Genomic DNA, 21549 nt, shown 5'->3' on the forward strand with positions numbered 1-21549 from the left:
TAAACTCCATTATAGAACACTAGTTCCCGAATGTCCTTGCTAATATTTTATTTAACTCTTCTTGTACTAAACTCCCTCTATAAACATTTTTCTTTTTCAATAACAGCATATGTTGTAAAATCCCTTGACATTGTAGATCTCCTTGAGTAATTTCTTCAGCGATACTTTCGTTATGCGTTAATGACCTGATATATAAATATACATCTTGAAAATATACGTGATAGATTTCCTCAAATTTCATATCTTTTCACCCCTTTCACTTATATAACTTCTAAAATCTCATTATGTTACAAAAAAAACCAAAAAATAAAACCGAATAGATAAGAGATCTTCTACTCGGTCATTCAAAGTAATTTCATTGCTTTTTGTTTTAGGCTCTGTTAAACAGGTGAAATTTAAAACAGCATTGAATCTAAGTCACCTAGAATCACGCTGTTTACTTTTAAAAATTTCATATTCTATTTATCTACAGTTTCCAACTGTTTGTAGTAGTTATCTACAATTGGATAAATATCTGGGTTTGAATCGTAATAGGTATCACCAATTTCACTTAATGTGAATTTAAATTCTTTTTCGCCATCAAAAAGAGTAATGCCATATTGCCATCCTTTAAGTTTTTCTTGATTATCTTGAGGAGAAAACTCTATATCTTTAATCAGAGATAGAAATTCATCAATTTGCTCTTGCTCAGAAATCGCTTTTGAAGCACCAGTTGAACCATCTTGAATAATGACTTTATCTACATTTTCAATTTTTGCATCCTTATAAAATACTTCTAAAGATTGTGTTTTAGGACTAGTACAAGCAGATAGTATAAATAAACTTAACATTAAGATATGGAATAAAGACTTTTTCAAAAGACCATCTCCAAAAATATATATTCTTTGTTTATCAGACGTACCACATTACAAATAGTAATATTTTCTATTATATATAAAGATTAACCATTAATAATATAACGATTTCTATTTAACTATTCTAACACATGATTCTATTAAATAAATTTAACCTACAAATCGTACCAATCTTAAGGTTTTATTTGTTTCAGTTTATTGGAGACAGACAAATAGCTCTCAACATTTTATGGTCAAAATTTCATTAAAAATCAGCTCTGGTTTTAATTCACAATGAAAAATCCCCTTAAACTCTGTTGGTTGGTAGAATTTAAACTTTTAACTGCATTAATAATCTCTACCAATTTCATTACCTAAACTCCGAACATATACTCTTACATTCACAACGGAATATATGTTCATAAAATAATATATCAACATTGAGTTCTAACAAAGCCTTATTTTAAATCAAGTATCATAGTAGCCATCTGGTAACTTATCTACATGTTTTTGCCATCGGCAATTCAATTTGTCCAGACGAATAAGGAGCAATTTCGTATATTTGGAAAATGAGGTTGATCCCTGACTGAGCATTAGTCCAGTAATAAGGTGTCATACTTAAATTCATATATTTATCAGCTAAAGGATATTTCTCTTTATCGGCAAGTATTTTTTTGATTGTACAAGTGGCTGCTTTATTATAGGCAGTGGTTGTTTTGAAATTTTGTTTCAGTGTAACTTCTTTACCTGAGTTTGTATTATAGTTATAGCTTTCACTGTAATACTCACCGTGTGCACCGCCAGTATAGTAATACTTTGTTTTCACAATACTAACTTTGTTATTTTGATTGTATTTAACTGTAAAAAAGGTTTTGTATTCATATGATGTATATTCTAATTTTGATAAACCGAGTTCTTTTCGGTCTTTATCGTATCTCTTTAGTATTTTCTTTCGTTCTTTATATTCTTGCTTCGCTAATTTTTTGAAGTTAGCATTGATTTTTTCTTGTCTATGTTTATTTTTCATGCCACTGATTTGTGGATATTTTATATTGCTATTAAACATATATTTGTGGGTTTTGACCGACACTGCCTTATTCGTTTCAGCATGCATTGATAAAGGACTAAAAGAAAATATTAATAACATCGCCATAAGCAAACCACACATTATGGTAAGTAATCTTTTCATACGCTACGCCACGCCCCTCACTTTTAATGTTCTTTCAGTATACCCTAGTTTACTTTTTCGATGATTTCATAAAATCAAAACTATTTATACAGTTATGTGCACTTGATCATTTATAATTTATCGCTAAATGTAGAACTGCCTGTTCATCACTTAAATTTTTGTAGGAATGTTTTTCACTCGCAACAAATTGTATCGTATCAAACTTATTTAGCGTATAAGATGATTCCCCAATCGTTATTTCAACTTCTCCCGACATAACTGTAGCAATTTCTATAGCACCTGGATGATGGTCTTCTGGTTCATATTTACAACGAGGCTGTAAGTAAGCTCGATACATTTCCGTACTTCCTCTAACGTCATTAAATAAAGGCTCAATAATCCACTCCTGGCCACTTCCAAATAATTTTGGACCTTGTCCCGCACGTAAAATATTGATATTATTCTCCGGTTTCAAAAGTGCCATTAAAGGTACTGAAAGACCATTCGCAACTTTCCAAATCATACCTAATGTTGGATTTGTTTCACCACGTTCAATGTTTCCTAGTGTTAATTTACTTACTCCTGTTTTTGTAGCCAAATCCTCTAAACTTAATTTTTGGTCCTTTCTTAGTTCACGAAGTTTCGTTCCAACAAATTGAATTAATTGCTGTGTTTCATCCTTATTTGAACTCATATTTTTTCACTCCTTAATTTATATATACTTAACTTTTTATAATTATTAATAAATTATAACATATCTTCTCGAGACAATTATAATATATACAAACCAATTCAAAGCATAATATACTTTACTTCAACTAATAAAAGGTATAGTATATATTACCATGATAAAGAAAAAAGAGGTGATAAATGATGAGAGCGGTTTTAGTTGGGATATTATCTTCCCTATTTTTTTCAGCTACTTTTATAATAAATAGAGCGATGAATCTTGATGGAACAAGTTGGGCATGGACAGCTTCTTTACGTTTTATTTTAGCAATTCCATTCCTTCTACTTATCGTGGCATTCCGAAAAAATTTAGAACAATTAATTCGTGAAATGGCGAAGAATCCTTTTCAATGGTTATTATGGGGAACACTTGGTGGCGTAGGTTTTTATTCATTATTAAGCTTCGCGGCAGTTTATGGGCCGTCATGGTTAACATCAGGTACTTGGCAAGTAACCATTTTAGCTGGCGCTTTACTTTCTCCACTATTCTTTGTAACGGTCCCATCTGTGGATGGAGATAAAAAAGTTCGACAAGCAATACCTTTTAAGAGCTTACGTGTGTCTGTTATCATTCTAATTGGTGTAATTTTAATGCAAGTAAATCAGGCAGGACATATAAGTGGTAAAGAGTTTACATTAGGTTTTATACCAGTTGTCATTGCTGCTTTTTTATATCCATTAAGTAACCGTAAAATGATGGAGATGTGTCAAGGGAGAATCGATACTTTCCAACGTACATTAGGAATGGCGATTAGTAGTTTACCAGTCGCAATTACTTTTGGTATTTATGGAACTGTTACAGTTGGGTTACCGACCGGTTCACAATTCTGTCAAGCATTACTACTGGCTTTATCATCTGGTGTAATTGCAAGTCTTCTCTTCTTTTTAGCAACGGATATGGCAAAAAACAATATGGGTTTACTTGCAGCTGTTGAATCTACACAAGCTGGTGCCATGATCTTTACTGTTATTGGTGAAGTTATATTATTAAATGGGTCATTCCCTAAAGGTCTATCATTGTTTGGCATGATTCTTGTTATAACCGGGATGGTTGTAAATAGTTTGGTCAATGGAAAGCAAAGAACTATTAATAAAAGAAAACTGGGATAGGTAAATGTAAACTCCCCCTCCTTTAATCATTCACTCTATCAATTTGATGATAGATTCAACTATCAAAAGCGCTAGTTGGATAGACTAATTTGAAAAATACGGCTAGTACTAAAGCGAGCAACTTTTTTAAGGTTGGTCGCTTTCTTCATGATTCCCCTTTCAATATCTTCTCTTCAATGAGTTTACTCCTTAAATGAAAATCCACCTATTAAATTGAAAAGCATCAATTACAAACCTCCCATTTTATGGTCATTAAATATTTTTGTTATTCTACAAAAGTAAACAACAAAATACGGAACTATCTCACTTTCAAGCTCGTCCTAGTAAATACAAACTTTATGCAAAGATATCTTTGCTTTCTTTTATCTAATTGCTTTACAATAGTAGAATAGTAAGACTTTAATATTTTTAGATAATATATGGAAGGAGGAAGGTTTTGCAAATTTGCAATACCATCAAATGAATGAAACTACTAGCAAAATTACTAATAGGTATGGTTATATTCCTCGCCTTTATCGGTATATCTATTTATGTTTTAGTGCAACAATTTGAAAATTCACGAAACCATGCTGATTCTGAGCAAGAATACGTTGAAGAAAGTAAAAGTGTCGAAGAGTTCATTGGTTCCATTTCAGAAACAGCGCGTACACTTGCTGCAGAAAATGATCTATACGCTTCTGTTATGATTGCTCAAGCAACTCTTGAGAGTGAATACGGTCAAAGCGGCCTCGGTTCCTCACCAAATAATAATTTATTTGGCATTAAGGGAAAGTATAAAAACGACTCAGTGAAACTTGAAACGTCTGAAGATGATGGCAAGGGGAAAATGACAACCGTTATGGCTGATTTCCGCAAATACCCTTCCTATGAAGAATCTTTAGAGGATTACGTACGTTTACTACGCAAGGGTCTTTCTTGGAATAAAAAGTTTTACACAGGCGTTTTCAAAAGTAATACTAAATCCTATAAAGATGCTACAAAGCATTTAACAGGATCCTACGCAACCGATTCAAAATACAACAAAAAACTTAATAAACTCATCGCTGAATATGACCTCACTCAATATGACAAACCAGTTAAAAATAAAACTACCATCAAAGTAGAAGATGGCGACTCACTTAATCATATTGCTGAAACCTATAATGTTAACGTTACTTCCATTAAACAATGGAATAAATTGAACACAGAAAATATTGAAGCTGGACAACAGTTAGAAATTTTTCAATATTAAAAGAAGCTGACCCAGAAAAATGTGGGTCAGCTTCTTCTTTCTTTTCCATATTAACCAGAAAAAATCCTTAATAATAATATCCCCTCTCGTTATTGTTCAATGTAAAGCCCATCTTCTCATATAGATGCTTTCCACCTTCAGTAGTGTGCAACCATATCCTTTTAATACCATAAACCTTACTTTCTCTAGTAATAGAAAAATTCATAAGGAATATACAATACAAAAGAACACCACCGATTTCTCAGCAGTGTTCTTTCTTAATTCTATAAACTTGTAAACTAACTTCTATCCAAGTTTTCCTAACGCATTTTTCATTAACTTCTCGCATTAAGTATTGAATGTCATCAAATTCAATTTAAAGTAAACTGTTGAATTTTTCTGTTAAAGAGGATTTCTATTTCAACACCCGCATTCAAATTACAATTAGTGAAGCTTTATTAAAATGGAAAAATCACCTCTAAAGAGGTGATTTTAATCAACTTTATAATAATTTATCGTTCTTTCTTTAAAATGATAATCTTTTTTATTAAATATCAAACTTTTTTCAAAAGCTACAACACATCAAAATAAACAAAAACTGATTTCATTTTCTAATCCATTTTCCGCTATTCTTTGCTTCTTTGCTGTGCTTATTCTATTCTATTTTTTATATCATTACAAATCGCACTGATCAATTATGCCTCGGCATAATTGCGTCCGGAATCGGCTTTGTGCTTGCACAAAGAACTCCTTTCCGATTCCGTGACATCCGCACTTCTTTCAGCGGGTGTTTGGACACCCGCTGAAAAGCAGCTTAAATCCGCATTCATCTCACCACCTACAGAGGTGGGAGACTTCTACTGAAAGAATTTAAAAAGAATGACATCTATATTTTAAAACCGTTTATCATTTTGGAAATTTTGAATGAAATGGTTACTATCATCATATACACCAAAATGATAACCCTTTTCCTTATAAAAAGAAATGATTTCTGGAAGTACTTGCAGTACCTGAGTATTTTCATGCATGAGAACGACTTCTACATCTCTTACGGTTCCATTTTTAATATTTTCTACAATTCGATTGGGGTTATCTTTTAATTGCCAGTCCAAAGAATCGATTGTCCAATCCCATACTTTAATATCCGCTTCTGCTATTTCATTACGAAGTTGTTTACTGTTCAACCCCGGTACTGAACCATATGGAGGTCGAACCAATTTAGGATTTGTACCAGTAATATCATGAATAAGAGTCAATGTTTCAATCATTTCCGGTACAAACTGTCCATCGGTGTAAAGACGTTTACTATCGTGTGACATACTATGCCCCCCTATGTAATGTCCTTCTTGCGTTGCTCGCTTAACACTTTCTTCGAAACTCTTATTCTGTAAATTAACCCCTTGCATGAAAAAAGTCGCTTTTATATCATGTTCTTTTAATATATCTAAAAATTGCCCTGTTAATTGACTAGGACCATCATCAAACGTGAGGTAAACAACTTTTCCTAACGGCTTACTAGCTGCTCTTTCCTTTTTTATAGGATGCTGTTTACTTAAATCATTTTGCTTTTGTGTAGTATTTTGTTTAATACTTTCTTCTACTACTTTAACAGTCGTTGTAGTGAATTTTCCTTTAAAATAGAACATTAGAAAAATAGTAGCTAGAACAACTCCTAACAATATTAATCCTTTTTTTATCCAACTTTGCTTAAGTTCTTTTCGTGGTGTTTTCACTGCTCAATCTCTCCTTTACAAAGAATAGAGTAATTGAACAATATAAAGATAAAATGCAGATTGTGTCGATTTAAATTAAAGAACAAAAGTTATCTCAAATCTTTCTATTCTAGTCTACTCTTCTCACTATATCCGTGTGGGATTACCAACTCTCCTATAATTCGTACAGCTGTATTTCTCCAATGTTAGAGACAATAATTAGTTTTATTTCATATTTATCTTGTCTTCATTTCATCTTTATATCGGCATCTTATTATTGGTCATGTTAATCATTTGAGCTTAAAAGATAAAGGAGAATTTGAAATATGAAGAAAAAGAATTTGAAATATCTATTAGCTTCTTTAATAGGTATTAGTTTAGTTTGTCTAGTTTGTCTAATGGATAATATCGAAGTTAATGATGTGGAGATATTAAAAAAAGAAATTCATACATTAAAAAATCATACGGTAGCTAGTAATTCATTTGACAGTGAAACTGTAAATCTTCTAAATGGAAAAACTATCGTTATTGATCCTGGGCATGGTGGGGTTGATGGTGGAACAACCGGCTTAACCTATGGAACAATTGAAAAAGAAGTGAATCTTACAGTAGCGAAAAATATTAAACAGCAACTTGAAGATAGAACCGGGGCAACGGTCATCCTAACACGCGATAAAGATATGGATTTAGGTAATACTCAAAAAGCAGCTTTACGAAAAAGAATTCAAATTGCCGATAAGGCTCTAGCTGATCTATATATTAGTATTCATCACGATGCTTTTACAGACACTAATGTTAAAGGAATAACGACACATTACAGTTCAAATCATAGAGAGAGTAAAAATTTAGCGATAATCTTACAAAATTCCATCTTCAATCAAAGTAATAACGCAAAAAATCGTGGTATAAAAGAAAGTGATTATTATGTTTTAAAGAACAATTCTGCTCCTGCAGTATTGTTAGAATTAGGCTTTACTTCAAATAAGGAAGATGAAATACGAATGACATCCAAAGATTTTCAAAGTAAAACTGCAATATCAATAGTAAATGGGATTATTGAATTCTTTGAAAAATAAGAGCTTTAACTTCTTTCATCGGGTGTTTGGACACCCGATGAAAAGCAGCTTAAATCCGCATTCATCTCACCACCTATAGAGGTGGGAGACTTCTGCTGAAACAAGTTAAATTTATGTATTTCCATATAAAAGAACAGATCATACGATTGGCTTCAAAACCATTCTTATGATCTGTTTTACTTACTCTTCTATTTTTAAATAAAAATAAAACTGTACTCCATTATCTGTATTACAAACACCATATTCTACTCCATGTAGCATTAATATATTTTTGGAGATAGCAAGCCCTAAGCCGGTCCCTCCTCTTGACCTTTGCCTAGAAGCATCAATGCGATAAAAGCGATCCCATATCTTTTCAAGATGTTCTTCTTCAATATGAGCACCTTTATTCTCCACACTTATTTTCACCCTTTTCCCCTTCTTCTCTGTAACCATTATTATTCTTTCTTTCGAAGGTGAATATCGAATAGCGTTAGTTAAAAAATTCGTTAGAACTTGTTCGATACGACGTTGGTTAGCTACGACTTCAATGGGAAGTACATACGTGTGAATCCGCAACTTCTTTTGTTGGATTTCCGTTGATAGCTTCTCACAAACCTCTTCCAATAGCTCGTTAATATAAAAGATATTCATTTTCATTTTGTAAGTACCTGATTCATACTTCGCCAATTCAAGCATATCCACAATCATTAAATCCATCTTATCGACTTCTTTTTCCATTGCATTAAAATAATACTCTTTTTTATGGCTTGCTACATTACCCCTTAGTATTGTTATACAGCTTTTCATAATACTTAAAGGTGTTTTTAATTCATGTGAAACACCAGAAATGAACTCTTTTCGTGTATTCTCTAGCTTTTTTTCTTTTTCAATATCTTGCTGTAGCTGCTTAATATACATACTCAATCGGTGAGAAAGTAGGTTGATATTCTGTGATAAATCACCAATCTCATCTTTTGAATGGACAGCAATTGTCTCTGAAAAATCTAAATTTGCTATTTTCTTCGTAGTACTATTAATTCTTAATAATGGCCTAGCAATTTTTATGGAATAGTAAAAAGAAGCTAGCAAAATTAATATGGATACAAAAGCAACAATGTATATATAATATTCTTCAATCATTTGCACAGCTTCATCAACAGGCTGTAACGAAGTCATTGAAAAAATATAAGCATTCGTGCCATCTGAATTTTCTATTCGCTTTATCAAAATATTGTATTTAATATCATTTTGTTCATAATCAACAATTTGCAAAGTAGTATTCAGTAAATCCATTTCATCCAGCAATAACTTGTTTTGAAAATCTTTAATTTGATTTAAAAATAATGTATTTGAATAAATAACGTTGGATAAATCATTTCTTTCAGGAAATTGGACATTTAAAATTTTTCCACTAAAACCAACTAAATCAGAATTTTTATCTGATGAACCTATTTCTTTTAACTTCCCCCTTGGTTTCGCCATTTCTTCTTTTAACTTTATCCTTGGATCCCCTATTTTTTCATAGAGCATTTCATTTTTTATCATCCAAATTTCTGGATTTGTATTATTCACTTCGTTTATTACCGTGATCTCAATAGGGGTCAATTGTGCCCCTTTCAAAATTCCATATATATATACTTCACTTTTCTTCATCAATGATTCTGATTCTGACAACCGATCCAATTTACTTCTATCAATCATATATAAAGGGACTTTAGTTGTTTTCATCCCCAAAATTTGTTGATTATATTTATCTAATTGTACTTCTATGTTGAAATCATTCTCATATTTTAGATTACCATTCTGATTTAATATTGTAATCCAAGCATTATTATCTTCAGCAAAATCCCTTTCAAGCTGCTGAATTGTTGAAATATCATTCGCATTTTTCATATACTCTTTTTCGAATAAAGTTATATTGGATTCTAAATCTTTCACTTTTTTATTAACATAAAATTGTTTAAAAAAGATAGTTTGTCCTATAAAAACTGTAGCTAAAATAAGTATGCAAAGCATTGACGTTAACAAAAACAACTTAAGAACAATTCCTCTTTTCATCGTAAATCCTCAAATTTGTATCCCGTTCGAACAATGGTTTTAATACATGTGGAATGGTCACCTAATTTATTTCGTAAGTTGCGCATGTGGCTATTAATCGTTCGATCATCTCCAATATGTTCATAACCCCATACTTTTGTTATGAATTGCTCTCTCGATATAACAATACCTTTATTTTCCATTAAATAAATTAGCATTTCATATTCTGTATGTGTTAAGGAAATCTCTTTTTTATTTACCTGTACTGTTCTGGAAGGAGTGTGAATTTGAATTCCTCCACTTTCAAGATAGTCATTTCCCATATCATTTTTTTGTTCTCGATTACATAAGAGCCTTTTAGCACGGGCTAATAATACGAGGGGATTATAAGGTTTCGTCACATAGTCATCGGCTCCTAATTCAAAGCCTAATAAAGTATCATCTTCATCCGAACGAGCTGTCAACATAATAATAGGGATATTTGAAGATTTTCTTATTCGACGACATATAGACCATCCATCCAATTTAGGTAACATGATATCTAATATTATTAAACTAAGCTCTTTTTCTTGAAACACCTTTAGTGCCTCTTCGCCATTTGTAGCTTCTAAAACTGAATAACCTTCATTCAGAAAATAATCTTTAAGAATCTCTCTTAAAATATCCTCATCTTCTACAATTAATATATCTGTCATTTTATATCTCCTGCTTTAGTTATTTTAGCCAAGTATTAATGTAAGTAACATTTGGTTCGCACATGTCCATATTAAGTTAGGAATCAAACATAAGCAATCTCATTTAACATATAGAAGCAAAATTTCATTTAATCTTTATTTAATCTTTACATCAAGAAAAAAGTCGCTCTCTTTTATTCAGAAGAACCCTTTCCATCCAACTTCCACAGTATTATTATTTTAGGGATATTTGCAAATAAAAAAACCAGAAGTACTTTTCCCAGCTAAATTCTCTTTCACCGCTTTGATTTTAAACTGAGGTGTATTCTAACTATCTCAATCTGAAACCGAAGCTACATTTGGATTTATTTTTAGTAATTGTTGTTGATGTTCATTAAAGTTGATTTAACTCATTTCAAGTTCTCCCGTTCTAAATTTCTCTTATTAATCAAATTTAAATCACTTCCTAATATTATTTAAAATTATCTTATACTAGCGATAGAAGGTATAATAGTTAAAACGGTTCAGGCAAAAAGTTTCATAAACCGAAATAAATTAGATGAAATTAACAACAATATTCCTTATAATATGTAAAGAGATGTAAGTTAAAAGTATTATGGTCAATTGTTTCACTAAATATAATAGGAAGTAGTGATTTTATTGAAGATAGGAAAAAAAATATTATTAGGATTTACATTGATGGTTATTCTTATAGGGATTTCCTCTATTTTCACTGTAAAACATACTCGTGATATTGAGCAAAGTTTTGAAGAATTGATAGACAGACGTTTTGTTCAAATTAGATTAGTAGATGATATTCAATATGAAATGGCTATACAAGGGTCTTATTTACGCGGTTATTTATTGCAAAAACATAGTAAATCATTAGATTCTTTAAGAGACCATCAAGTCATTTTTGATGAAAAAATGGCTGAATTAGAAGCAATAGTGCGATCTGATACGATGAAGGAATTAGTTGCAGATTCAATCGCTGCAAAAAAAGAATTTGATCGCTATGCAAAAGAAACAATTATGGTACATCAAACCGATAATGCTAGTAGAGCAACCCAATTGATGAATGATCAAATACAACCAATAAATGACAGAATTTTAACCAATGCTGAAGATATGCTTACATACCAAAATAAACAATTAGAAAATATTCAAGCTGATGCAAAAGATAAAACTAGTTACGCTGCTCTTACAGGAATAATTAATTTCATAGTAAACTTAGTTGCTGCTACAATCATTTGTATCATCATTACTCGAATGATTTCTTCCCCTGTTCGTAAGCTAAACGAAGGCGTTAAGCTTATAGCTAAAGGCGATTTATCACAGGATAAAATCACTATTCATACAAAAGATGAACTACGTGAACTAGCAGATTCGTTCAATGATATGAAAGAGAATTTACGTCATTTAATTCTTGCAACGAATAATAGTGCGGAACATCTATCCACTTCTGCAGCCGAATTATCAGCTAGTACAGAAGAAGTATCGCAAGCTACTGAAAGTGTATCGACTCGTATCGAAACAACTTCATTAAATGCTAATATGTCATCTGCAGCTGCTAAAGAAAGTGTTATTGCTATGGATGAAACTGCTGTTGGTGTTCAACGTATTACCGAATCAACACAGACTTTGCACACTACCGCAATTAATACTCTGACTGCCGCAGAAGAAGGTCAGAATAAACTGATTGACGCCAAAGATCAAATGCAAAATATCTATAATGCAACTGTACTAGTGACAGAGTTAACGAAAAAACTAGGATTACAAACGGTAGAAATTGAAAATATTACAAAAGTAATCACTGGAATTACAGAGCAAACGAATTTGCTAGCTTTAAACGCAGCTATCGAAGCTGCTCGCGCTGGAGAACACGGTAAAGGATTTGCTGTTGTTGCAGATGAGGTTCGAAAATTAGCGGAGGAATCTAAATTATCAGCCAACAAAATCGTTAACTTAACAGCCACAATTCAACGAGATACACAAAATGTTGAAAGTAGTGTCTCACAAGGGTTAATGACTGTTGAAGAAGGTGTCAAGATTATTGAGCAAGCTGATGTTTCATTCCACTCCATAACTGATGCTGTACGTTCTATGACATCCCAGATTGAGGACATTTCTGCTGCTTCAGAACAAATTTCTGCAAGCGCCGAAGAAGTTGCCGCATCTATCTCAGAAATCGCAAACCATTCAGATGGTACTTCTGTTCAAATTGAGGCAGTATCTAGTTCAATTGAAGAGCAAGTGGCGTCAATGCAAGAAGTCCATAGCATAGCTCAAGATTTAAACTCAAAATCTGTATTACTTCAAAAAGAAATTCAACAATTTAAGTTATGATATTAGAGCTAATGGAAAATTACATTTCCATTAGCTTTTTTTGATACTTTAAATAGTACGTTAAGTGCTTAAAGACATTTCCTCTACCCCATTTTTATGAATTTCGATGCACCTATAACGACCATGGTTCTTTAACCTCAACCTTTTTCTTTTACATTTTCTTTCAATCTATTTAAACTAAGTATCAACTACATATATTGGGGGCGGTTCAGATGGAAAAAATTGAACAGATTAGCGAAGGTTTGTTTTGCATCGATACATATGATTTAGGACGACCAAATCGAACGAGTTCTTATTTGTTAAAGGATGAAAAAATTGCATTAATCGAAACATCTGCTAGTCCTTCCGTTCCTTATATCATGAAGGGACTTCAAGCACTAGGAGTGGCTCCTGAAGATATAGACTATTTGATATTAACGCATATCCATTTGGATCATGCAGGTGGTGCTGGGTTGTTTATGGAAAAATGCAAAAAGGCTGAACTAATCGTACATCCAAAAGGAGCCCGTCATTTAGTCAATCCTAGTCGTCTTATCGCTAGTGCAAAATCTGTTTACGGTGATCAATTTGATACTCTATTTGATCCTATTTTACCTGTAGAAGAGACACGCTTGAGAACAGTTGCTGATGGAGATCAACTCGTGCTTGGTGAAACAATTTTGACTTTTCATCATACTAAAGGTCATGCAAATCACCATATATCTATCCATGATAGTAAGTCTAATGGCATTTTCGTTGGAGATACGACTGGCGTTTATTATCCTGAACTTTTGGAAGAAAATTTCGACTTAATACTTCCTTCTACATCACCAAATCAATTCGACCCTGATGCTATGAAGCAGTCAATTCAGTTATATGAAAAACTTGCGCCAAGTCAGCTATACTTTGGCCATTACGGTGTTTACTATGAGCCTAATATGGCATATGAACAAGTTCGTTACTGGTTACCTATTTTCTTAGAAGAAGGAAAAAAAGCAATGGCGGTAAAAGAGGAGTTCTATGAGAGATCACGAGATTTGGAAAAGCGGTTAAATGCATTAGTAAATGATTATGTGTTACAACATGGTTTAATGCTAAATCACCCTGTTTTCAAAGTAATACCTTTAGATACGGCAGTTTCTGCAATGGGAATCATTGATTATTTAGTAAAATTAGAAGGATAGAATGATAAAAAAGCAGGTTTGCAAATTAAGTTGCATCCCTGCTTCTTTATTAGTTTATATTTTATTACTTTATGAAAAATGCTTTCTAGTAGTTTAATTTTCATTATTAAATAACTATTGCTAAAGATATTCATCTAAAACTCTACTTTAAATTTCGCTATTTGTTTGCTTAATTCATCGAACCACTTTTTGTCATTAGTATCTAACGCTAACTCTTGTAGCGCTAGTAAATCTTGCAGTTGTAATTTGTCTTCATCATTTAATATTAAATTCTCAAATTGAACAATACGATCTTTTTGTAGTCTTCCATCAAAAAATTTAACAACCGCTGCTCTTCCCTCAACATCAATAGACAAAATATATCCATCAAGATTTTGAGAAATCACCCATTTACCAATATCCTTTTTCATTAATTCCATCTGCATCATTCCTTTCACTAGCTCGAATTTGTGTAGATTCATTTGCTGGTTTCTAGAAAATACAAAAAAATCCGCTTGCATTTACATGACTTCATATTCAGAATTTTTACCTTCTAAAATGATTTCAATTAAGCTAGCGAATAATTTCAGTTTTTGATATTACTATATTCTATCATTAAATTTCTGAATAGTAAATTAATTATCAGTGAATATAATTAAATTATATTTACGCTGAATAAGACGTAAATATTCCAATAAATCTTTTATCGTTTTGAAACAAAGTTTAACTAAATTAATACAAGAAGCCATGATAAATGAACAGATAGAAAGAGCATGATTTGAAAAAAGATTAATCATTTTAATTTTCTAGAATAACGCACCCGTTTTGAAGGTTCAAATTATAGTAACAAACATCTATAAATATTATTTGTTGTTCAACCAAGGAAGGAGTTCTTCATGTTTATAGATTTCCTCAGTTTCTCTAATAATTTGAGAAAGAAGAATATCAATGGAATCTGTTAATGAGTTTAAAGTCTGTTGGACAGAGCCATTCTCAAATTGATCTAACGGCTCAGGTAACTCATCCTCGTCCAAAACAAAATAGTCTCCATTAGGAAGGATCAAAATATCAATAATCAGATCCTCAAAGGACAGCAAATTATCAGTCATATATGTATTTTTTACAATATTAAAATAGGAACCTAAATAATTCCCTTTATTATCTCTCCAGATGTATAAATTATATGGACGATTTCCCCAGTAGTATGCAATTGTATAACTACCTTTAGAAATGGTTAATTTTGTTTGGCTTGCTATCATCGTAAAGGAATCTAGTATTTTATGAAAAAGCACGACATTTTGATTTTGTGCCTTTAACAACATACAGCTATGTTCTACAATTACGGAGTCGTACCGTATTTTTCTTTCAATTATTTTATCTCCAAGTTGAAAAGTTGGTGTACTTAAATTGATCATAACTTTAGTTATCCTTCCTATTAATGTTCTTCACTAGAACAGATGTCTTTTATTAATTATAACATCTATAAAAGCATCAGGGATTTGACCTCCTCATTTTTTGCCAGTTAGGCAGGTTTATATAAATATCGCTGATAAATCAATGTTTTATGTAATTAAATTACTCTATACAAAAAGACCCCCTCCTATTAAAGAATGGCGCCTTCTAATGTAATTTTTTATTGCCCACCCACAGTCATTAAATTTCGATTAGAACGAATCTCTGATGCTTCGATTTGATCTCTTCCTTTTTCTTTTGCGACATACAAGTTTTGATCAGCTTGTTTTACGGCTTCTTGTAATGTCATATCATCCTCCAACTTCGCAATACCAATAGAAACTGTTACATAAGTTGATAAATGCTCATCAATATAAAATGATGTTGTACGTATTTCTTTTTGAATTGCCTCTATATATAAAACAGCTTGTTCAAAATTAGTATGTCCTTGATAAATGATAAATTCCTCTCCTCCATATCTTCCAACCTTTACATACTCATTTTCATATTTCTTAAATATGCCACCAATTTCACTTAAAATTTGATCGCCTACTACATGACCATATGTATCATTTAACTTCTTAAAATAATCGAGATCAACCATCGCTAAATATTGATTTTCCTTTGTTTCATTTCTCTTTCCCTCTACTATTTCAAAGAACTTATTTCGATTCAATAACTTCGTTAATGAGTCATGCCAAGCTATAAATTCTAGTTGATTATTTAAACTGTACCGTTTACGTTCCATTAAAACAAAATAATAAAAAACAGATGCTGCTCCTATCAATGAAGTATACCGCCAGATAACTATGCTTTTAAAAATAGCTAGTCCGTTTGGGACAATAAAAACAATAGGAAAATCTGAGATTAACCAACATACTGTAATTAGTACAATCTTGTCTATATAACTGTGCGGGTATTTGTTATTTTTATATACGGCTAATGTTAATAGAGTGGGTCCAATCATGCCAAATAGGATACCGGGAGTAGTACCAACTCCGCCCATCAAAACACGCCAAATAGATACAATCAACAAGATTGGTAGTGTCAATTTCCAATTACTAAAATAAGCTAAAAAAACCAGCGGAATCATTCGCAAATCTACCCTATAACCTTCAAATTCGATAGGTAAATAAAACATTGAGATAACTGATGCTGAAACAGTAAGCACTAGTAATAAAGTATATAGCTTATTCGGTAAGCGTTTTCTGTAATTTTTAAGCGAATGGATGATTAAGTGCATTAATAAAATAATCGCAAGGTTCGATAAAATCGATTGAAGCATATTACTACCCCCACTTTGTAAATATCTTCTTTATTTGGTAATTTATTTAATTTTTCTATCAATACTATTATGATACCATAAAACCCTACTCATCACACCATAATTATAGTTCGATTGAACTATAATTATCTTAAGAATAATTACTACCTTTTTAACTATAAATAAATTAAAAACTTGTCTTCACTCCATAATCGTCGTAAAATTGATTATATCCACCCATTAGATCTCGAAGCATCAATACATTATTTATTCACATAGGAGATATAGATATGATAAACGTTTTATTTGTCTGCCTCGGAAACATTTGCCGCTCACCGATGGCTGAAGCATTATTTCGAGACTTACTAAAAAAAGAAAAATTTGAAGACAAAGTTACAGTTGATTCCGCGGCTACTGGATCATGGCATATTGGAGATCCTCCGCACGAAGGTACACTGGCAATTTTAAAGAAAAATAATATTTCTTCTGCCGGTATGACTGGTCGGCAATTAAAAAAAGAAGATTTTGAGCAATTTGAATATATTGTAGGTATGGATAACAGTAATATCTTGAATATTTACGAAATGACAGGTCAACCTAATCACCCAAAAATCATACGTCTACTTGATTTAACCGATCATCGAAAGGATGTCCCTGATCCTTACTTTACTGGTGACTTCCAGGAGACGTATGATCTCGTCACTGACGGTTGCCGCGCATTAATTGAAAAGATTCGTAATGAACACAATATAACTAATTCATAATAAAATCCCGCCAATATATAATTTGGCGGGATTTTATTTTCCTAGCAATTTAGAGAGAAAGATTTACCAGTATTATTACTGTACAATGACCATTTTTTCAAATTCTATTGTTATAATAGATTTATATTTTTTCAACTTAGGAGGACCTCACATGAATTTTGTAGCCATTGATATTGAAACAGCCAACCAATGGCGAGATAGTATTTGTTCGATAGGATTAGTAAAGGTGGTAGATGGAGAAATCCAGGACACCCTGTATACATATATCAACCCTGAACAACCATTTGATGAATATCATACTCATCAACATGGCTTAACAGCTGAAATGGTCATGCATGCACCGACCTTTAAAGAATTCTATCCAACATTATGTCGTTGGCTAAACAATCAATTTGTTGTTGCACATTTTGTCAAATATGATGAAAATGTCATTCAAGAATCTTGCGAAAGTATTCAACAACTTCCCCCTTATTGTCGATACGGATGTACATTTGAGTTAGCACAAAAAGTACTCCCTGATTTACCAAATTATAAATTAACCTCTGTTGCTTCTAATCTATTAATCCCACTTTCTACGGAGAATGCTGACATGATCGCTAGCATTGTTCTAGCTATTAGTAAGGTGAAAAATTCCCAACAGATAAATAGACTATTCGATTTTACTTTCGAAATTAGTCAAAATGAGACTTCGAGTGTAAATAAGCCTTTCTTCAAAGGAAAGACGGTCGTCTTCACAGGTGGTTTACAAGGCATGACCCGTTCCTCTGCTGCTCAAAAGTTACGCCAAGCAGGAGGTGTTTTTAGCAATGTAGTATCAAAACAGACCGATTATTTAGTCATTAGTCGCAATAGTATCGAACGTTCTGAGTCCGGTCATAAAAGTAGTAAATTTCAAAAAGCGGAGCAGCTAATCACTATGGGACATTCGATTCAACTTATGCATGAAGAGCTTTTCATTGAAAAATTGAAATAAAAATAAGTACTAGTGAAAAGTCCCAATAAATTGAACTACTTATTGTATTATTTCCTAGATAGAAAAGAGCCAACAATAAAATGCTGACCCTTAGCTATTTTATTGTTGGAATTATTTCAGGAAAATCTCCAGAAGTATAAGTCTTCCGTTTCCTTATAGATTTCTGCTCCTGATTTTTCTAATACCCTGTGCGATGCAATATTGTTTTTAGCGGTATCTGCTATAACAAACATAACTTCTGGCTGATTTAACAACCAACTTTTAATATTATTAACGGCTTCGGTCATATATCCTTTTCCTTGATACTCAGGAATCGTGTAGTAACCAATTACAATTTCACCAACTTCATTAGGGCGACCTTTTAACATTATGCCACCAACTATACAGTTTTTATTACTCGATATTACTAACCAGTTGGTGTACCATATATAATTTTGCTGATCCTCCATTAATTTTGAAAGCCTGAATTTCAGAGCTAGTTTAAGCTCTTCACTCAGGAATTCCTCTGATTCATTTAAAGATAACTTTATTTCCATTTCTCTTTGATTAACAATTAGTAACTTCAAGTTTTCTGGACTTAATGGAATTAGTTTTAATCTTTCAGTGTTAAGTTCTATCATTCTTACACCCCCTATCATAATTTTTAATTTTAACGTCACTTAAATAGACTCAAAAACAAAATTACTAATAGGCATTCATTATTGGCAGCAACTCCCAGTATATTTATAGTTATTCATTCTATCACCGGAAAAGGAATCTTACAATATTTTCAAACTTTAATCATTTGACACATTGAACAGATGCCAAATACATATTAAATAATCATTTTTATTTGGACAACAGGGACGCATGGACTATACTCAGACGACCTAAGGGTGAATATAAGTTTTCAACTAATTAATAAATGAAGGAGAAGTAAATCGCAGACTCAATTCTTCTCATGTTCTTAAGACACTAGTTGATCTAAACATGTGTAGTTGATTGGAGCGCAGGGGGTGACTTCTGCGGGAAAGCGGGACAGTCCAAGACCCTGCAGGAGCATAGCGACGAAGCAACTTGGCGCCCGCCCGCGGAAAGCGTCCACCGTAGCGGAAATCAACGGTCTTATTTATTTGTTTATATTACATGTGTAGTTGATTGGAGCGCAGGGGGTGACTCCTGCGGGAAAAGCGGAACAGACCAAGACCCTGCAGAAGCATAGCGACGAAACGACTTGGCGTCCGCCCGCAGAAAGCGTCCACCGTAGCGGAAATCAACGGTCTTATTTTTTTGTTTATATTACATGAGTAGTTGATTGGAGTGAAGGGGGTGACTCCTGCGGGAAAAGCGGAACAGACCAAGACCCTGCAGAAGCATAGCGACGAAACGACTTGGCGTCCGCCCGCAGAAAGCGTCCACCGTAGCGGAAATCAGGTGCTGCACCCCAAAAGTTAGAGTAATAAATCTAACTTTTGGGGTGTTTTTGTATGGCGAAATATAGCCAAGGTTTTAAATTAAAGATTGTTCAAGAGTATTTAAAAGGGAATCTGGGATACCTATTATTAGCGCAAAAATATGGTATTCCATCTCCAACTCCAATCAAACGTTGGGTTAGAGCATATAAAATTTTTGGAGAAGAAGGTTTACAACGGAAAACAAAGCATGAAGAATATCCTGTTCAATTCAAATTAGATGTATTAAACTTTATGAAACAAACAGGTGCTTCTTACCAAGATACAGCAATTCGATTTAACATGAATGATCCTAGTTTAATCGCAACTTGGAACAGTAAGTTTTTAAAAGAAGGAGTAGAAGGCCTGAAACATGCGAAGGGAAGGCCATCTATGTCTAAAAAATCAGAAGCTACAGTGAAAAAAACAATGTCTCGTGAGGAGCAGTTAGAACGTGAAAATGAACTACTTCGTCTAGAGGTTGCGTATTTAAAAAAGTTGAAGGCTTTTCGAGAGAACCCGGATGCCTTCCTCGAAAAGCACAAGCAGCAATCGCCTTTGAACTCAAAAAAGAAGGGTTCCGATTAAAATACATCTTTAAACAAGTCGATATTCCAGAAGCAACGTATCACTATCACATCAAGCAAATGAAGGATGAAGATCCAGATCAAGCGTGGAAAACGTTGATTTTAGAGACTTTTGAGCAACATGAAGGGCGATATGGATATCGTCGCATTCATGCGGAATTAAAGGGACAAGGACATAAAATCAATCATAAAAAAGTACAACGAATCATGAGTGAATTGAATTTAAAATGCGTGAAATTCGTGCGTAAATCTCGCTATAAATCGTATAAGGGTACTGTAGGGAAAGTCGCGAGGAATCGATTAAACCGCCGTTTCCATACAACGTACTTCTTACAAAAACTCGTGACAGACGTAACAGAATTCAAATGTACAAACAACGAAAAACTCTATTTAAGTCCGATTATGGATTTATATAACGGTGAAATACTGAGCTTTAGTATGTCTAAACGCCCTACACTTGATTTCGTAATAGACTCATTGAAACAAGCACTCCCAATTATTCAAGAACATGCCCTATACCGTACAACGATTCACTCGGATCAGGGCTGGCACTATCAACATCATTTATGGGTGAAAAAATTAAAGCGAAACAAGATTTTCCAAAGCATGTCTCGTAAAGCAACCTGTGCAGACAATGCGACCATGGAGAACTTCTTTGGCTTACTCAAACAAGAAATGTATTACGGAGAAGAATTAATCTCCTATGAAGCGTTAAAGAAGAAAATAGAGAAGTATATCTATTACTATAATAACGATCGAATTAAACAAAAATTGGCCAGCATGAGCCCGGTAAAATACCGAACTCATGCCAGCCAATTAGCTGCATAAATAAAACTCTAACTTTAAGGGGTCACTACCTCAACGGTCTTATTTATTTGTTTATATTACATGTGTAGTTGATTGGAGCGCAGGGGGTGACTCCTGCGGGAAAAGCGGAACAGACCAAGACCCTGCAGAAGCATAGCGACGAAACGACTTGGCGTCCGCCCGCAGAAAGCGTCCACCGTAGCGGAAATCAACGGTCTTATTTTTTTGTTTATATTACATGAGTAGTTGATTG

At 33.0% G+C, this 21549-nt stretch carries 19 protein-coding genes and 1 pseudogene; 9 read left to right on the plus strand and 11 right to left on the minus strand.

What is annotated here, in order from left to right; genetic code table 11:
• Nucleotides 1-19 precede the first annotated feature (19 nt).
• The 4 genes from ACZLO7_RS14470 to ACZLO7_RS14485 form a co-directional block, all read right to left on the minus strand.
• Complete coding sequence (locus ACZLO7_RS14470) at nucleotides 20-241, minus strand: sigma-70 family RNA polymerase sigma factor (protein ID WP_464939136.1); 222 nt, start codon at nucleotides 239-241, stop codon at nucleotides 20-22.
• A 217-nt stretch (nucleotides 242-458) separates the two neighbouring features.
• The gene (locus ACZLO7_RS14475) at nucleotides 459-857 is read right to left on the minus strand and encodes a hypothetical protein (RefSeq protein ID WP_464939135.1); all 399 of its coding nucleotides are present in this window, start codon (nucleotides 855-857) and stop codon (nucleotides 459-461) included.
• Nucleotides 858-1329: 472 nt separating this feature from the next.
• A complete protein-coding gene (locus ACZLO7_RS14480; RefSeq protein WP_464939134.1) occupies nucleotides 1330-2022 on the minus strand; it encodes a DUF4163 domain-containing protein in 693 nt (230 codons plus the stop codon).
• 106 nt (nucleotides 2023-2128) lie between these two features.
• Nucleotides 2129-2695 carry a helix-turn-helix domain-containing protein gene (locus ACZLO7_RS14485; protein WP_464939133.1) on the minus strand — a complete coding sequence of 189 codons (567 nt, stop codon included), beginning with the start codon at nucleotides 2693-2695 and terminating at the stop codon, nucleotides 2129-2131.
• Between the two features lie 179 nt (nucleotides 2696-2874).
• Between ACZLO7_RS14485 and ACZLO7_RS14490 the strand changes: the two genes are divergently transcribed.
• Nucleotides 2875-3840: a DMT family transporter gene (locus ACZLO7_RS14490; RefSeq protein ID WP_464939175.1), complete on the plus strand. Its 966-nt coding sequence runs from the start codon at nucleotides 2875-2877 to the stop codon at nucleotides 3838-3840.
• Between the two features lie 463 nt (nucleotides 3841-4303).
• Complete coding sequence (locus ACZLO7_RS14495; RefSeq protein ID WP_464939132.1) at nucleotides 4304-5071, plus strand: glucosaminidase domain-containing protein; 768 nt, start codon at nucleotides 4304-4306, stop codon at nucleotides 5069-5071.
• A gap of 872 nt (nucleotides 5072-5943) precedes the next feature.
• Here ACZLO7_RS14495 and ACZLO7_RS14500 read toward each other — a convergent pair.
• The gene (locus ACZLO7_RS14500) at nucleotides 5944-6783 is read right to left on the minus strand and encodes a polysaccharide deacetylase family protein (RefSeq protein ID WP_464939131.1); all 840 of its coding nucleotides are present in this window, start codon (nucleotides 6781-6783) and stop codon (nucleotides 5944-5946) included.
• A gap of 305 nt (nucleotides 6784-7088) precedes the next feature.
• On the opposite strand from ACZLO7_RS14500, the gene ACZLO7_RS14505 reads away from it, so the two are divergent.
• Nucleotides 7089-7838: an N-acetylmuramoyl-L-alanine amidase family protein gene (locus ACZLO7_RS14505; protein WP_464939130.1), complete on the plus strand. Its 750-nt coding sequence runs from the start codon at nucleotides 7089-7091 to the stop codon at nucleotides 7836-7838.
• A 180-nt stretch (nucleotides 7839-8018) separates the two neighbouring features.
• Here the strand turns inward: ACZLO7_RS14505 and ACZLO7_RS14510 are convergent, their stop codons facing one another.
• Both ACZLO7_RS14510 and ACZLO7_RS14515 read right to left on the minus strand, forming a co-directional pair.
• Nucleotides 8019-9878 carry a sensor histidine kinase gene (locus tag ACZLO7_RS14510; RefSeq protein WP_464939129.1) on the minus strand — a complete coding sequence of 620 codons (1860 nt, stop codon included), beginning with the start codon at nucleotides 9876-9878 and terminating at the stop codon, nucleotides 8019-8021.
• Complete coding sequence (locus tag ACZLO7_RS14515) at nucleotides 9875-10552, minus strand: response regulator transcription factor (protein WP_464939128.1); 678 nt, start codon at nucleotides 10550-10552, stop codon at nucleotides 9875-9877. The genes ACZLO7_RS14510 and ACZLO7_RS14515 overlap by 4 nt, the downstream gene beginning before the upstream one ends.
• Before the next feature lie 639 nt (nucleotides 10553-11191).
• Between ACZLO7_RS14515 and ACZLO7_RS14520 the strand changes: the two genes are divergently transcribed.
• Together ACZLO7_RS14520 and ACZLO7_RS14525 are read left to right on the plus strand one after the other, a co-directional pair.
• Complete coding sequence (locus ACZLO7_RS14520) at nucleotides 11192-12877, plus strand: methyl-accepting chemotaxis protein (protein ID WP_464939127.1); 1686 nt, start codon at nucleotides 11192-11194, stop codon at nucleotides 12875-12877.
• A 212-nt stretch (nucleotides 12878-13089) separates the two neighbouring features.
• The gene (locus tag ACZLO7_RS14525; RefSeq protein ID WP_464939126.1) at nucleotides 13090-14040 is read left to right on the plus strand and encodes an MBL fold metallo-hydrolase; all 951 of its coding nucleotides are present in this window, start codon (nucleotides 13090-13092) and stop codon (nucleotides 14038-14040) included.
• Between the two features lie 134 nt (nucleotides 14041-14174).
• Here the strand turns inward: ACZLO7_RS14525 and ACZLO7_RS14530 are convergent, their stop codons facing one another.
• The 3 genes from ACZLO7_RS14530 to ACZLO7_RS14540 all read right to left on the minus strand — a co-directional run bounded on the left by ACZLO7_RS14530 (nucleotide 14175) and on the right by ACZLO7_RS14540 (nucleotide 16756).
• The gene (locus ACZLO7_RS14530; protein ID WP_464939125.1) at nucleotides 14175-14540 is read right to left on the minus strand and encodes a hypothetical protein; all 366 of its coding nucleotides are present in this window, start codon (nucleotides 14538-14540) and stop codon (nucleotides 14175-14177) included.
• 342 nt (nucleotides 14541-14882) lie between these two features.
• Complete coding sequence (locus ACZLO7_RS14535; RefSeq protein WP_464939123.1) at nucleotides 14883-15434, minus strand: DUF402 domain-containing protein; 552 nt, start codon at nucleotides 15432-15434, stop codon at nucleotides 14883-14885.
• A gap of 218 nt (nucleotides 15435-15652) precedes the next feature.
• Nucleotides 15653-16756: a GGDEF domain-containing protein gene (locus tag ACZLO7_RS14540; RefSeq protein ID WP_464939122.1), complete on the minus strand. Its 1104-nt coding sequence runs from the start codon at nucleotides 16754-16756 to the stop codon at nucleotides 15653-15655.
• Between the two features lie 269 nt (nucleotides 16757-17025).
• Here ACZLO7_RS14540 and ACZLO7_RS14545 point away from each other — a divergent pair, with 269 nt between their 5' ends.
• Entirely contained in the window at nucleotides 17026-17499 is a 474-nt protein-coding gene (locus ACZLO7_RS14545; RefSeq protein WP_464939121.1) for a low molecular weight protein-tyrosine-phosphatase, read from the plus strand.
• Between the two features lie 151 nt (nucleotides 17500-17650).
• On the plus strand, nucleotides 17651-18472 hold the full coding sequence (locus ACZLO7_RS14550; protein WP_464939120.1) for an exonuclease domain-containing protein: 822 nt from the start codon (nucleotides 17651-17653) through the stop codon (nucleotides 18470-18472).
• A gap of 116 nt (nucleotides 18473-18588) precedes the next feature.
• Here the strand turns inward: ACZLO7_RS14550 and ACZLO7_RS14555 are convergent, their stop codons facing one another.
• Nucleotides 18589-19092, minus strand: a complete 504-nt coding sequence (locus ACZLO7_RS14555) for a GNAT family N-acetyltransferase (RefSeq protein ID WP_464939119.1) — start codon at nucleotides 19090-19092, stop codon at nucleotides 18589-18591.
• Between the two features lie 846 nt (nucleotides 19093-19938).
• Between ACZLO7_RS14555 and ACZLO7_RS14560 the strand changes: the two genes are divergently transcribed.
• On the plus strand, nucleotides 19939-20490 hold the full coding sequence (locus ACZLO7_RS14560; RefSeq protein ID WP_464941449.1) for a helix-turn-helix domain-containing protein: 552 nt from the start codon (nucleotides 19939-19941) through the stop codon (nucleotides 20488-20490).
• Nucleotides 20451-21317, plus strand: a pseudogene (locus ACZLO7_RS14565) (IS3 family transposase); the annotation flags it as partial. The gene ACZLO7_RS14560 and the pseudogene ACZLO7_RS14565, both read left to right, overlap by 40 nt.
• Nucleotides 21318-21549: the final 232 nt, after the last annotated feature.

Source organism: Viridibacillus sp. d25.2 (assembly GCF_055456015.2).

What these genes read in the sequence shown, in the direction of transcription:
- ACZLO7_RS14470 (WP_464939136.1), bottom strand. Translation starts at nt 241, where the DNA reads ATGAAATTTGAGGAAATCTATCACGTATATTTTCAAGATGTATATTTA.
- ACZLO7_RS14480 (WP_464939134.1), bottom strand. Translation starts at nt 2,022, where the DNA reads ATGAAAAGATTACTTACCATAATGTGTGGTTTGCTTATGGCGATGTTA.
- ACZLO7_RS14485 (WP_464939133.1), bottom strand. Translation starts at nt 2,695, where the DNA reads ATGAGTTCAAATAAGGATGAAACACAGCAATTAATTCAATTTGTTGGA.
- ACZLO7_RS14490 (WP_464939175.1), top strand. Translation starts at nt 2,875, where the DNA reads ATGAGAGCGGTTTTAGTTGGGATATTATCTTCCCTATTTTTTTCAGCT.
- ACZLO7_RS14495 (WP_464939132.1), top strand. Translation starts at nt 4,304, where the DNA reads ATGAAACTACTAGCAAAATTACTAATAGGTATGGTTATATTCCTCGCC.
- ACZLO7_RS14505 (WP_464939130.1), top strand. Translation starts at nt 7,089, where the DNA reads ATGAAGAAAAAGAATTTGAAATATCTATTAGCTTCTTTAATAGGTATT.
- ACZLO7_RS14510 (WP_464939129.1), bottom strand. Translation starts at nt 9,878, where the DNA reads ATGAAAAGAGGAATTGTTCTTAAGTTGTTTTTGTTAACGTCAATGCTT.
- ACZLO7_RS14515 (WP_464939128.1), bottom strand. Translation starts at nt 10,552, where the DNA reads ATGACAGATATATTAATTGTAGAAGATGAGGATATTTTAAGAGAGATT.
- ACZLO7_RS14525 (WP_464939126.1), top strand. Translation starts at nt 13,090, where the DNA reads ATGGAAAAAATTGAACAGATTAGCGAAGGTTTGTTTTGCATCGATACA.
- ACZLO7_RS14530 (WP_464939125.1), bottom strand. Translation starts at nt 14,540, where the DNA reads ATGCAAGCGGATTTTTTTGTATTTTCTAGAAACCAGCAAATGAATCTA.
- ACZLO7_RS14535 (WP_464939123.1), bottom strand. Translation starts at nt 15,434, where the DNA reads ATGATCAATTTAAGTACACCAACTTTTCAACTTGGAGATAAAATAATT.
- ACZLO7_RS14540 (WP_464939122.1), bottom strand. Translation starts at nt 16,756, where the DNA reads ATGCTTCAATCGATTTTATCGAACCTTGCGATTATTTTATTAATGCAC.
- ACZLO7_RS14545 (WP_464939121.1), top strand. Translation starts at nt 17,026, where the DNA reads ATGATAAACGTTTTATTTGTCTGCCTCGGAAACATTTGCCGCTCACCG.
- ACZLO7_RS14550 (WP_464939120.1), top strand. Translation starts at nt 17,651, where the DNA reads ATGAATTTTGTAGCCATTGATATTGAAACAGCCAACCAATGGCGAGAT.
- ACZLO7_RS14555 (WP_464939119.1), bottom strand. Translation starts at nt 19,092, where the DNA reads ATGATAGAACTTAACACTGAAAGATTAAAACTAATTCCATTAAGTCCA.
- ACZLO7_RS14560 (WP_464941449.1), top strand. Translation starts at nt 19,939, where the DNA reads ATGGCGAAATATAGCCAAGGTTTTAAATTAAAGATTGTTCAAGAGTAT.